This window comes from Candidatus Pantoea floridensis (assembly GCF_900215435.1).
GTDB classification, from domain to species: Bacteria; Pseudomonadota; Gammaproteobacteria; order Enterobacterales; family Enterobacteriaceae; genus Pantoea; species Pantoea floridensis.
In genome coordinates, this window is record NZ_OCMY01000001.1 from 1,606,787 (window position 1) to 1,619,683 (window position 12,897).

Below are 12,897 nucleotides of genomic sequence, written 5' to 3' on the forward strand. Positions count from 1 at the left end.
GCCATATCTCCAGGTTCAGGGCAGCAGGCGATAGCCCGGCAGAGTGAGGAAAGAAACCAGTTCATCATCGGTAGTGATTTTTGCCATCAACGCAGCAGCATCATCGAAACGTCCGTTGCTAAAACGTTCGGTGCCAAGGGTGTGCTGCAGCGCGGCTAACTCTTCATCCAGCAGCCGTTCGAACAGCGCGACTGTTACTGGCTGGCCATCGTTGAGAATTTGTCTGTGATGAATCCATTGCCAGATAGAGGTGCGCGCAATTTCTGCAGTGGCGGCATCTTCCATCAAGCCATCAATCGGTACGCAGCCGTTGCCGCTGATCCAGGCTTCAAGATATTGCAGCGCCACGCGGATGTTAGCGCGCATGCCCGCTTCCGTACGTTTACCGCGACACGGCGCCAGCAGACGTTCGGCGGTGATCGGCGCATCTTGTGCACGCGTGATATGCAGTTGATTAGGTTGGTGGCCCAACCGCCGATCAAACGCCTCCATCGCGATATCAGCCAGGCCGGGATGGGCGACCCATGTACCATCGTGGCCGTTGCCCGCTTCGCGCGTTTTATCCTCCTGTACTTTTTGCGTCACCCATAAATTGCGCTCTGCATCTTTGCTCGGAATCAGCGCCGACATGCCGCCCATTGCCAGCGCGCCGCGGCGATGGCAGGTTTTGATCAGCAGGCGGGAATAGGCATCAAGGAACGGCTGGTCCATGCTGATTTGCTGACGATCCGGCAGGATACGATCGGGATGTTGGCCCAATGTTTTGATGTAGCTGAAGATATAATCCCAGCGACCGCAGTTCAGGCCGACCGCGTGATCGCGCAGTTCCCATAGGATCTCATCCATCTGGAATACCGCAGGCAACGTTTCGATCAACACCGTGGCTTTGATCGTTCCGCGCGGTAGATCAAAGCGATCTTCACTAAAGCGGAAGATCTCACGCCACCATGCTACTTCAGCCGCATGCTCGGTTTTCGGCAAATAAAACCACGGTGCGTGGCCCTTCTCCAGCAACGCTTCAACGTTGTGGAAAAAGTAGAGCGCAAAGTCGAACAATCCACCCGGAATGGCCCGATCGCGCCACTCTACATGCTTTTCATCCAGATGCAGGCCACGCACGCGGCACATCAGCAGTGCCGGGTTGGCACGCAGTTGATAGATCTTACCGGCCTCGCTGGTGAAACTCAGCGAGCCATTAACCGCATCGCGCAGCGTGAGCTGTCCTTCCACTAACTTTTGCCACGTCGGTGCCAGTGAATCTTCAAAGTCAGCCATGAAGACTTTGACGTTCGCATTGAGCGCGTTGATCACCATTTTGCGATCCGGCGGACCGGTGATCTCTACGCGGCGATCCTGCAGCAGCTGGGGAATGGGACGAACTTGCCACTCATTTTCACGAATGGAAGCGGTTTCCGCATCGAATCCAGGTAACTCACCTTGATCATAGCGCTGCTGACGTTGCCGGCGTGCTTTCAGCAGTCGTTCGCGTTCCGGTGCAAAACGCACCACCAGTGAATGAATGAAGTCGATCGCTTCCGGGGTAAGCAGCTGCTTTTCCGCGTGGGTAAAGGGCTGGCTAAAGGTTAGCGTATTGCTGATAACCGAGTCTGTCATGCGGGCTGCCTCCTGAGTTGATCCATCGTCTGGCGATCGGATCCGGATGTAGGGTGTTTTTTAACCTGCAAGATCAGAGCATAATGGTTTTAATTTTATTTTCAAAAACTATTTCCATTATTATTACAAATTACATACATCAATATGATATTTATGTAATTTAATCTCTCGAATTAAAGGCAATGATTTCCACTAAAGAATGAAAGCAAAAAAAAGCCGCAACAGTTTGCGGCTGTCACGGCAGGATCAAACGAGGGAGAGACTTATTCGAGTGTTGGATTCATATGTCGCAGATCGAACGGTGTAATCTGATAAACGTAGTAGTTGAGCCAATTCGAGAACAGCAGATTGCCATGGCTACGCCAGGTCGCTCGCGGCGGCAATTCTGGATTGTTCTGTGGGAAGTAGTTAAACGGCACCTCCGGCTGCAGACCCGCATCGTAATCGCGATGATATTCGCCTGATAGCGTCAAAGCGTCGTACTCAGGATGGCCGGTGACAAAGGCTAAACGCTTATCTTTACTCGCCATCAAATACGCGCCCGTTGCCTCCGACTCGGCAAACAGTTCGAGATCGGTGTAATCACGAATTAGCTGGCTAGGGAAATCGGCATAGCGTGAATGTGGCGCGAGGAAGTTATCGTCAAAGCCACGGGTTAGCAGCGCGTGTGGATGCAGGATTTGGTGCTCGTAGACGCCTGACAATTTGTTTTGCCGCGTCTGCTTAGGAATGCCATACAAAATGTTCAGCGCCGCCTGTACCGCCCAACAGACAAACAGTGTTGATGTGACGTGCTCGTTGGCCCAGTGCAGCACGCGCTGAATCTGCGGCCAGTAGGCCACATCATTAAAATCAACCAATCCCAGCGGCGCACCGGTGACAATCAGTCCATCAAAGTTATCGTTTTGAATATCTTCAAAGTTGCAGTAAAAGTTGTTCAGATGCTCGGTTGGCGTGTTGCGCGACTCACGGCTATCAATGCGCAGCAGCTGTACGTCAATCTGCAGCGGCGAGTTTGAGAGCAGGCGCAGGAACTGATTTTCCGTTTCGATCTTCTTAGGCATTAGGTTGAGGATCAGCACTTTTAGCGGACGGATCTCCTGAACACTGGCGCGCGACGACGTCATGACAAAGACGTTTTCATCACGCAAAAAATTCACTGCCGGTAATTCGTCGGGAATCCTGATTGGCATAGCCTGCTCACCTCTTACTTACAACCGTATAAACGTTTAGACATCCAGATGCCCGACATTAGCCTGATATGTCGTAAATGTCGAGTCTTCATGCGGTTTATGAAAATGTTTCAGCTTTAGGTGGAGTTTGAAATCAGGCGTGGGAGATCGACGAATTTGTCAGAGGTTATTGATGATGTTGAAGCGGTTGATAACTGATATAGGCACTTTATTGCATAAAATAAAAGCACAGCGCTACATTTCTTAAGACGTAAAAAAGCCCTGAACGTTAGTTCAGGGCTTCTTCACTTATTTGATGCCTGGCAGTTCCCTACTCTCGCATGGGGAGACCCCACACTACCATCGGCGCTACGGCGTTTCACTTCTGAGTTCGGCATGGGGTCAGGTGGGACCACCGCGCTAAAGCCGCCAGGCAAATTCTGTTTCGTTCACGAAGCCCTGTCAGGCACCGCAAACCAATCCATAAACAAGCTGAAAATCTCTGGTCTCTCTCACCAAAACGCCTCTGGCGTTGTAAGGTTAAGCCTCACGGGTCATTAGTACCGGTTAGCTCAACGCATCGCTGCGCTTACACACCCGGCCTATCAACGTCGTAGTCTTCAACGTCCCTTCAGGACTCTCAAGGAGTCAGGGAGAACTCATCTCGGGGCAAGTTTCGTGCTTAGATGCTTTCAGCACTTATCTTTTCCGCACTTAGCTACCGGGCAGTGCCATTGGCATGACAACCCGAACACCAGTGGTGCGTTCACTCCGGTCCTCTCGTACTAGGAGCAACCCCCCTCAATTCTCCAGCGCCCACGGCAGATAGGGACCGAACTGTCTCACGACGTTCTAAACCCAGCTCGCGTACCACTTTAAACGGCGAACAGCCGTACCCTTGGGACCTACTTCAGCCCCAGGATGTGATGAGCCGACATCGAGGTGCCAAACACCGCCGTCGATATGAACTCTTGGGCGGTATCAGCCTGTTATCCCCGGAGTACCTTTTATCCGTTGAGCGATGGCCCTTCCATTCAGAACCACCGGATCACTATGACCTGCTTTCGCACCTGCTCGAGCCGTCACTCTCGCAGTCAAGCTGGCTTATGCCATTGCACTAACCTCCTGATGTCCGACCAGGATTAGCCAACCTTCGTGCTCCTCCGTTACTCTTTGGGAGGAGACCGCCCCAGTCAAACTACCCACCAGACACTGTCCGCAGCCCGGATTACGGGCCTACGTTAGAACATCAAACATTAAAGGGTGGTATTTCAAGGTTGGCTCCACGCAGACTGGCGTCCACGCTTCAAAGCCTCCCACCTATCCTACACATCAAGGCTCAATGTTCAGTGTCAAGCTATAGTAAAGGTTCACGGGGTCTTTCCGTCTTGCCGCGGGTACACTGCATCTTCACAGCGATTTCAATTTCACTGAGTCTCGGGTGGAGACAGCCTGGCCATCATTACGCCATTCGTGCAGGTCGGAACTTACCCGACAAGGAATTTCGCTACCTTAGGACCGTTATAGTTACGGCCGCCGTTTACCGGGGCTTCGATCAAGAGCTTCTCCTTACGGATAACCCCATCAATTAACCTTCCGGCACCGGGCAGGCGTCACACCGTATACGTCCACTTTCGTGTTTGCACAGTGCTGTGTTTTTAATAAACAGTTGCAGCCAGCTGGTATCTTCGACTGGCTTCAGCTCCGGGAGCAAGTCCCTTCACCTACGCGCCAGCGTGCCTTCTCCCGAAGTTACGGCACCATTTTGCCTAGTTCCTTCACCCGAGTTCTCTCAAGCGCCTTGGTATTCTCTACCTGACCACCTGTGTCGGTTTGGGGTACGATTTCGTGTTACCTGGAGCTTAGAGGCTTTTCCTGGAAGCAGGGCATCAGTTACTTCACCACCGTGGTGGCTCGTCGTCACGCCTCAGCCTTAAGACACCCCGGATTTACCAAAGGTGTCAGCCTACACGCTTAAACCGGGACAACCGTCGCCCGGATAACCTAGCCTTCTCCGTCCCCCCTTCGCAGTAACACCAAGTGCAGGAATATTAACCTGCTTCCCATCGACTACGCTTTTCAGCCTCGCCTTAGGGGTCGACTCACCCTGCTCCGATTAACGTTGAACAGGAACCCTTGGTCTTCCGGCGAGCGGGCTTTTCACCCGCTTTATCGTTACTTATGTCAGCATTCGCACTTCTGATACCTCCAGCAACCCTCACAGGCCACCTTCAACGGCTTACAGAACGCTCCCCTACCCAACAACGCATACGCGTCGCTGCCGCAGCTTCGGTGCATGGTTTAGCCCCGTTACATCTTCCGCGCAGGCCGACTCGACCAGTGAGCTATTACGCTTTCTTTAAATGATGGCTGCTTCTAAGCCAACATCCTGGCTGTCTGTGCCTTCCCACATCGTTTCCCACTTAACCATGACTTTGGGACCTTAGCTGGCGGTCTGGGTTGTTTCCCTCTTCACGACGGACGTTAGCACCCGCCGTGTGTCTCCCGTGATAACATTCCTCGGTATTCGCAGTTTGCATCGGGTTGGTAAGCCGGGATGGCCCCCTAGCCGAAACAGTGCTCTACCCCCGAGGATGAGTTCACGAGGCGCTACCTAAATAGCTTTCGGGGAGAACCAGCTATCTCCCGGTTTGATTGGCCTTTCACCCCCAGCCACAAGTCATCCGCTAATTTTTCAACATTAGTCGGTTCGGTCCTCCAGTTAGTGTTACCCAACCTTCAACCTGCCCATGGCTAGATCACCGGGTTTCGGGTCTATACCCTGCAACTTAACGCCCAGTTAAGACTCGGTTTCCCTGCGGCTCCCCTATACGGTTAACCTTGCTACAGAATATAAGTCGCTGACCCATTATACAAAAGGTACGCAGTCACCCCATAAAGAGGCTCCCACTGCTTGTACGTACACGGTTTCAGGTTCTGTTTCACTCCCCTCGCCGGGGTTCTTTTCGCCTTTCCCTCACGGTACTGGTTCACTATCGGTCAGTCAGGAGTATTTAGCCTTGGAGGATGGTCCCCCCATATTCAGACAGGATACCACGTGTCCCGCCCTACTCTTCGAACTCACAGAATGTGCACTTTCGTGTACGGGACTATCACCCGGTGTCGTGCGACTTTCCAGACGCTTCCACTAATGCACAAACTGATTCAGGTTCTGGGCTGCTCCCCGTTCGCTCGCCGCTACTGGGGGAATCTCGGTTGATTTCTTTTCCTCCGGGTACTTAGATGTTTCAGTTCCCCGGGTTCGCCTCGCAACACTATGTATTCATGTTGCGATGATGCACTGAGTGCACCGGGTTTCCCCATTCGGACATCGTCGGCTGTAGCGGTTCATATCACCTTACCGACGCTTTACGCAGATTAGCACGTCCTTCATCGCCTCTGACTGCCAGGGCATCCACCGTGTACGCTTAGTCGCTTAACCTCACAACCCACAGGCGTTTTGCAACGCTGCAGACTGTAAGCATTGAGAGACTCGAACATGTTGTTATTCATTCCTTATTACGGAGAAATGAACCAACACGTCGTTTCAATTTTCAGCTTGTTCCGGATTGTTAAAGAGCAGTATCTCAAACATGACGGTTACGTCAGTTTTGAGATACGTCGTGGAGACACCTTTCACCTGTCACCAAGCAAGTGGCGTCCCCTAGGGGATTCGAACCCCTGTTACCGCCGTGAAAGGGCGGTGTCCTAGGCCTCTAGACGAAGGGGACACGATAGTGTCACGACTTCGCAGCCGTCTTGCTCATTACTTTTCTATCAGACAATCTGTGTGAGCACTGCGCGGGAAGGTATCTTCAGGTAAGGAGGTGATCCAACCGCAGGTTCCCCTACGGTTACCTTGTTACGACTTCACCCCAGTCATGAATCACAAAGTGGTAAGCGCCCTCCCGAAGGTTAAGCTACCTACTTCTTTTGCAACCCACTCCCATGGTGTGACGGGCGGTGTGTACAAGGCCCGGGAACGTATTCACCGTAGCATTCTGATCTACGATTACTAGCGATTCCGACTTCACGGAGTCGAGTTGCAGACTCCGATCCGGACTACGACGCACTTTATGAGGTCCGCTTGCTCTCGCGAGGTCGCTTCTCTTTGTATGCGCCATTGTAGCACGTGTGTAGCCCTACTCGTAAGGGCCATGATGACTTGACGTCATCCCCACCTTCCTCCAGTTTATCACTGGCAGTCTCCTTTGAGTTCCCGGCATTACCCGCTGGCAACAAAGGATAAGGGTTGCGCTCGTTGCGGGACTTAACCCAACATTTCACAACACGAGCTGACGACAGCCATGCAGCACCTGTCTCACGGTTCCCGAAGGCACCAAAGCATCTCTGCCAAGTTCCGTGGATGTCAAGAGTAGGTAAGGTTCTTCGCGTTGCATCGAATTAAACCACATGCTCCACCGCTTGTGCGGGCCCCCGTCAATTCATTTGAGTTTTAACCTTGCGGCCGTACTCCCCAGGCGGTCGACTTAACGCGTTAGCTCCGGAAGCCACTCCTCAAGGGAACAACCTCCAAGTCGACATCGTTTACGGCGTGGACTACCAGGGTATCTAATCCTGTTTGCTCCCCACGCTTTCGCACCTGAGCGTCAGTCTTTGTCCAGGGGGCCGCCTTCGCCACCGGTATTCCTCCAGATCTCTACGCATTTCACCGCTACACCTGGAATTCTACCCCCCTCTACAAGACTCTAGCCTGCCAGTTTCGAATGCAGTTCCCAGGTTAAGCCCGGGGATTTCACATCCGACTTGACAGACCGCCTGCGTGCGCTTTACGCCCAGTAATTCCGATTAACGCTTGCACCCTCCGTATTACCGCGGCTGCTGGCACGGAGTTAGCCGGTGCTTCTTCTGCGGGTAACGTCAATCGGTGAGGTTATTAACCTCACCGCCTTCCTCCCCGCTGAAAGTACTTTACAACCCGAAGGCCTTCTTCATACACGCGGCATGGCTGCATCAGGCTTGCGCCCATTGTGCAATATTCCCCACTGCTGCCTCCCGTAGGAGTCTGGACCGTGTCTCAGTTCCAGTGTGGCTGGTCATCCTCTCAGACCAGCTAGGGATCGTCGCCTAGGTGAGCCATTACCCCACCTACTAGCTAATCCCATCTGGGCACATCCGATGGTGTGAGGCCCGAAGGTCCCCCACTTTGGTCTTGCGACGTTATGCGGTATTAGCTACCGTTTCCAGTAGTTATCCCCCTCCATCGGGCAGTTTCCCAGACATTACTCACCCGTCCGCCACTCGTCACCCGAGAGCAAGCTCTCTGTGCTACCGTCCGACTTGCATGTGTTAGGCCTGCCGCCAGCGTTCAATCTGAGCCATGATCAAACTCTTCAATTTAAGTTTGATTTGCTGCAACACGTGCAGCGATGCTCATCTGTAAAACGTCATAATGAATTTCATTATGTGTTCACTCGTGAGGCTTTGATATTTTGTTGCGTCCAAAGACGCTGATATCAATCCTGCGAGTGCCCACACAGATTGTCTGATAAATTGTTAAAGAGCGTTGCGAGCAGCGGGTTAACCGCCTGTCGCGAGGTGGCGTATATTACGCTTTCCCTCTTCAGAGTCAAACACTTTTTTCAGCGTTTTCATCCGGCGGAAGTTCTTATCGAATCTTCCTCACCAACACCACATTTCGTAAACCGTTGTGCCGTGTTGATGGATGCGCATTATAGGGAGTTGTTCTCAGTGCGCAACCGCTAAATTCAACAAAAACAACCGTTCGCTGCATTCCACAGCAAAACCCCGCCTTATACGCAGTTACACACACAGTTATCCACACTCCGTCGTACAAATGAATTTAAGCGAGCATCACGCAAACGTTTTCGCTACAATGCCGGGCGACGTCAAGGATGCCCCTTTTGGGGCGTTACATGAGGCAAGTGTTGCCTTCTATATAGAAGAGAGACACTAAGCTTGATGTAACGCTCTTTTTTACGCGAAACAAAGCCAAGGGATAAAACCACCATGCAACAACGTCGTCCTGTACGCCGCGCTCTGCTCAGTGTCTCTGATAAAGCCGGTATCCTCGAATTTGCTCAGGCACTCTCCAGTCGTGGTGTTGAGCTGCTCTCCACAGGCGGCACTGCACGTCTGCTGGCAGATGCGGGCCTGCCCGTCACCGAAGTTTCTGACTACACCGGTTTTCCGGAAATGATGGATGGACGCGTCAAAACGCTGCACCCAAAAGTGCACGGCGGCATTTTGGGTCGTCGCGGTCAGGATGATGCGATCATGGCCGAGCACGCCATTAACCCGATCGACATGGTGGTGGTGAACCTTTATCCCTTCGCACAAACCGTTGCCAAACCTGATTGCTCGCTGGCTGAGGCGGTTGAGAACATCGATATCGGTGGCCCAACCATGGTTCGATCCGCAGCCAAGAACCACAAAGACGTGGCGATTGTAGTGAAGAGCGGCGATTACGAGGCGATTATTGCCGAGCTGGATGCCAACGAAAACTCACTCACGCTGGAAACGCGCTTCGATCTGGCCATTAAAGCCTTCGAACACACTGCCGCCTACGACAGCATGATTGCCAACTACTTCGGCAGCCTGGTGCCGGCTTATCACAGCAACAGCAAAGAACCGGCCGGCCGTTTCCCGCGCACGCTGAACCTCAACTTCATTAAGAAACAGGATATGCGTTACGGCGAGAACAGCCATCAGGATGCTGCCTTCTATATAGAAGAGAATGTGGCTGAAGCATCTGTTGCCACCGCGCAACAGGTTCAGGGCAAAGCGCTCTCTTACAACAATATCGCCGATACCGATGCCGCACTTGAATGCGTGAAAGAGTTCGAGGAAGCCGCTTGTGTCATCGTCAAGCACGCTAACCCATGCGGTGTCGCGGTGGGCGGGTCGATTCTTGAAGCTTACGAGCGTGCCTACAAAACTGACCCGACTTCCGCTTTCGGCGGCATCATCGCCTTTAACCGCGAGCTGGACGAAGCCACCGCGCAGGCCATCATCAGCCGTCAGTTTGTGGAAGTGATCATCGCCCCCTCCGCCAGCGAGGCCGCATTGAAAGTCACCGCCGTCAAACAGAACGTGCGCGTTCTGGTATGTGGTCAGTGGCAAGGCCGCGTTGCGGCGCTGGATTTCAAACGCGTTAATGGCGGCGTGCTGGTGCAGGATCGCGATCTGGGCATGGTTGATGCCAGCCAGCTGCGCGTGGTCAGCAAGCGCCAGCCAACTGAGCAGGAACTGCGTGATGCGCTGTTCTGCTGGAAAGTGGCGAAGTTCGTAAAATCCAACGCCATCGTCTATGCGCGCGACAATATGACTATCGGCATTGGCGCCGGTCAGATGAGCCGTGTTTACTCCGCTAAAATCGCCGGTATTAAAGCGGGTGACGAAGGCCTGGAAGTGAAAGGTTCGGCGATGGCGTCTGACGCTTTCTTCCCGTTCCGCGACGGTATCGACGCCGCAGCGGCTGTCGGCATTAGCTGCGTGATTCAGCCGGGTGGTTCAATCCGTGATGATGAAGTGATTGCCGCCGCTGATGAGCACGGCATCGCGATGATCTTCACCGATATGCGTCATTTCCGCCATTAATTGTTGGGAGCAGTACAGATGAAAATTTTAGTGATTGGTAATGGCGGACGTGAACACGCATTGGCGTGGAAAGCAGCGCAGTCGCCGCTGGCGGAAACCGTGTTTGTCGCACCAGGCAATGCTGGCACCGCACTTGAACCCGCTCTGCAAAACGTGGCCATCAGCGCCACCGATGTTCCCGCACTGCTGGCCTTTGCACAGCAGGAAAAGATCGACCTCACTATCGTTGGCCCAGAAGCGCCGCTGGTGATTGGCGTAGTTGATGCGTTCCGTGCTGCAGGCCTGAAGATCTTTGGCCCAACGCAGGCCGCTGCGCAGCTGGAAGGCTCAAAAGCCTTCACTAAAGATTTCCTGGCACGTCAGCAGATTCCAACCGCTGAATACCAAAACTTCACCGAAGTGGAACCTGCGCTGGCCTATCTGCGTGAGAAAGGCGCACCGATCGTGATCAAAGCTGACGGATTGGCCGCCGGTAAAGGCGTTATCGTCGCGATGGAGTTGGCTGAAGCAGAAGCGGCTGTGCAAGATATGCTGGCCGGCAATGCGTTCGGCGATGCCGGTCACCGCATCGTAATTGAAGAGTTCCTGGATGGCGAAGAAGCCAGCTTTATCGTGATGGTTGACGGCAACAATGTGCTGCCGATGGCTACCAGTCAGGATCACAAGCGCGTCGGCGATGGTGATACCGGCCCTAACACCGGTGGCATGGGAGCTTATTCCCCGGCACCTGTGGTGACCGATGAGATCCACCAGCGCGTGATGGATCAGATCATCTGGCCAACCGTTAACGGCATGAAAGCCGAAGGTAACATCTATACCGGCTTTCTGTATGCCGGTTTGATGATCGATAAAGCCGGTCAGCCCAAAGTGATCGAGTTCAACTGCCGCTTCGGCGATCCAGAAACCCAACCGATCATGCTGCGCCTGCAGTCGGATCTGGTTGCGCTGTGCCTGGCGGCTACCGACGGCAAACTGGATCAGCAAACCTCGAAGTGGGATCCGCGTCCTGCGCTGGGCGTGGTATTAGCGGCGGGCGGTTATCCGGGAGATTATACGACTGGCGATCAGATTCACGGTTTGCCGCTGGAAGAAGTACCGGATGGCAAAGTCTTCCATGCAGGAACCACGATGAAAGACGATCTGGTAGTCACCAACGGCGGTCGCGTCTTATGCGTCACCGCGCTGGGTGAAGATGTTGCTGCCGCGCAGAAGAACGCTTATGCGCTAGCGCAGCACATCTCATGGGATGGCAGCTTCTGCCGCCGCGATATCGGCTACCGCGCGATTAACCGTAAGTAAGCATTCATAGGGGCGCTGCTTGTGCCCCTTCTCTGTTCGACTCGTCAGAAGTCACTCTCTTTCGGCTGCCAGCTGCATTCGTCGTCCGACGTTACGCGCAGCAGCTGCACGCCTTCCGGCGCTTCCAGCCATGACACCATCAATGGCGCAGCCTGGCTCTGCTGCTGGCGACCTAGCGTATACAGCGTGTCGCGATCAAAGGGCGCATTCACCAGCTTGTCATCGCACTCACGCACCTGATTGCCACCCAGCCAATGGCCCTGACGCAGCAATACACGGCCTTCAAGTAACGCATTGCTCTGATCCAACATGCGCTGCGCATCAAAACGATACAACTCTACACTATCGGCGCTAACCGCTTCACGTCGTCCCGCCAGCTGGCGCTGCATAAAATTGAGGTTACCCTGATGATCGAAGCGTAAAGTGACATCATCCGGCTGCGCGCCAGCAAGATGCCTTTCCACGCTAACCAGCTGTTGCTGCTGCCAGCTGTAATCGGTTGTCTCCATCGCGTCGCCATTAAATGGCGTGAAGACGGTGCGAAGATGAACGGCTTGATGGTCGCTATTCTTGCGCCAGATGCGTACGGTGCCGCGGTCGGCCAGATAGCCGCTCGCCGTAAAGGCAGGAAGATCGGGGGTGGAGCTACAACCCGTAAGAAGCGCACCCCATAACAGGGCACAAACGCGCTGACTAATCTGATTCAGCATGGCCGCTCCCGGCAACAAAAAGGGGCGATAACGCCCCCTCTTTTAAAGCTAAACCGCAATGCGGAAACTTACTTAACAGCGTCTTTCAGAGCTTTGCCTGAAACGAATGCTGGCACGTTAGCTGCAGCGATTTTGATCTCTTTGCCAGTCTGCGGGTTGCGACCAGTACGCTCATTGCGGTGGTTCACTTTAAAAGTACCAAAACCAACCAGTTGTACAGCATCACCTTCTTTCAGAGACTCAGTGATCGCAGCCAGGGTAGATTCCAGCGCAGTTTTAGCCTGGGTTTTAGACAGGTCAGCTTTCTCTGCGATCACATCAATCAGTTGAGTCTTGTTCATAAGTTATCCTTAAAGTGTATTTATCGCTTGCTAAGCAACGAGTGCGAGGGAAAAGCCATTCTCAGGCCTTGTTCAGCCAGCACGCACCGATAGCCACAATTTTCAGCCCCCCAAATGTAGACCAGACAGGGGGCCCATGTGAAGCCTCCAGGCGCGGTAATTCGGGCCTGAAGTCACGTT

At 53.5% G+C, this 12,897-nt stretch carries 6 protein-coding genes, 1 tRNA gene and 3 rRNA genes; 2 read left to right on the top strand and 8 right to left on the bottom strand.

Annotated features, from left to right (window positions below; translation table 11 throughout):
* Nucleotides 1–15: 15 nt before the first annotated feature.
* From aceB to CRO19_RS07525, 6 genes are all read right to left on the bottom strand, one after another.
* Nucleotides 16–1,614, bottom strand: coding sequence for a malate synthase A (gene aceB / locus CRO19_RS07500; protein ID WP_097095291.1), 1,599 nt, complete (start codon nt 1,612–1,614; stop codon nt 16–18).
* A 263-nt stretch (nt 1,615–1,877) separates the two neighbouring features.
* Complete coding sequence (gene metA / locus CRO19_RS07505; protein ID WP_097095292.1) at nt 1,878–2,807, bottom strand: homoserine O-acetyltransferase MetA; 930 nt, start codon at nt 2,805–2,807, stop codon at nt 1,878–1,880.
* A gap of 297 nt (nt 2,808–3,104) precedes the next feature.
* A 5S ribosomal RNA gene (gene rrf / locus CRO19_RS07510) occupies nt 3,105–3,220 on the bottom strand.
* A 102-nt stretch (nt 3,221–3,322) separates the two neighbouring features.
* Nucleotides 3,323–6,228: ribosomal RNA gene (locus tag CRO19_RS07515) — 23S ribosomal RNA — on the bottom strand.
* A gap of 213 nt (nt 6,229–6,441) precedes the next feature.
* Nucleotides 6,442–6,517 (bottom strand) — tRNA-Glu (locus CRO19_RS07520).
* Nucleotides 6,518–6,606: 89 nt separating this feature from the next.
* A 16S ribosomal RNA gene (locus CRO19_RS07525) occupies nt 6,607–8,147 on the bottom strand.
* Together the 16S, 23S and 5S rRNA genes with 1 tRNA gene alongside form the textbook arrangement of a ribosomal RNA operon.
* Nucleotides 8,148–8,777: 630 nt before the next feature.
* Here CRO19_RS07525 and purH point away from each other — a divergent pair.
* Together purH and purD are read left to right on the top strand one after the other, a co-directional pair.
* Nucleotides 8,778–10,367 (top strand): bifunctional phosphoribosylaminoimidazolecarboxamide formyltransferase/IMP cyclohydrolase, encoded by a 1,590-nt coding sequence (purH, locus tag CRO19_RS07535; protein WP_097095294.1) that lies wholly within the window; start codon nt 8,778–8,780, stop codon nt 10,365–10,367.
* A gap of 18 nt (nt 10,368–10,385) precedes the next feature.
* Nucleotides 10,386–11,666 carry a phosphoribosylamine--glycine ligase gene (purD, locus tag CRO19_RS07540; RefSeq protein WP_097095295.1) on the top strand — a complete coding sequence of 427 codons (1,281 nt, stop codon included), beginning with the start codon at nt 10,386–10,388 and terminating at the stop codon, nt 11,664–11,666.
* Between the two features lie 44 nt (nt 11,667–11,710).
* Here purD and CRO19_RS07545 read toward each other — a convergent pair whose 3' ends face one another.
* The gene (locus CRO19_RS07545; protein ID WP_097095296.1) at nt 11,711–12,376 is read right to left on the bottom strand and encodes a DUF1481 domain-containing protein; all 666 of its coding nucleotides are present in this window, start codon (nt 12,374–12,376) and stop codon (nt 11,711–11,713) included.
* 68 nt (nt 12,377–12,444) lie between these two features.
* Nucleotides 12,445–12,717 carry a nucleoid-associated protein HU-alpha gene (hupA, locus tag CRO19_RS07550; protein ID WP_097095297.1) on the bottom strand — a complete coding sequence of 91 codons (273 nt, stop codon included), beginning with the start codon at nt 12,715–12,717 and terminating at the stop codon, nt 12,445–12,447.
* Between the last annotated feature and the right edge of the window lie 180 nt (nt 12,718–12,897).

What these genes read in the sequence shown, in the direction of transcription:
- metA (WP_097095292.1), bottom strand. Translation starts at nt 2,807, where the DNA reads ATGCCAATCAGGATTCCCGACGAATTACCGGCAGTGAATTTTTTGCGT.
- purH (WP_097095294.1), top strand. Translation starts at nt 8,778, where the DNA reads ATGCAACAACGTCGTCCTGTACGCCGCGCTCTGCTCAGTGTCTCTGAT.
- CRO19_RS07545 (WP_097095296.1), bottom strand. Translation starts at nt 12,376, where the DNA reads ATGCTGAATCAGATTAGTCAGCGCGTTTGTGCCCTGTTATGGGGTGCG.
- hupA (WP_097095297.1), bottom strand. Translation starts at nt 12,717, where the DNA reads ATGAACAAGACTCAACTGATTGATGTGATCGCAGAGAAAGCTGACCTG.
- purD (WP_097095295.1), top strand. Translation starts at nt 10,386, where the DNA reads ATGAAAATTTTAGTGATTGGTAATGGCGGACGTGAACACGCATTGGCG.
- aceB (WP_097095291.1), bottom strand. Translation starts at nt 1,614, where the DNA reads ATGACAGACTCGGTTATCAGCAATACGCTAACCTTTAGCCAGCCCTTT.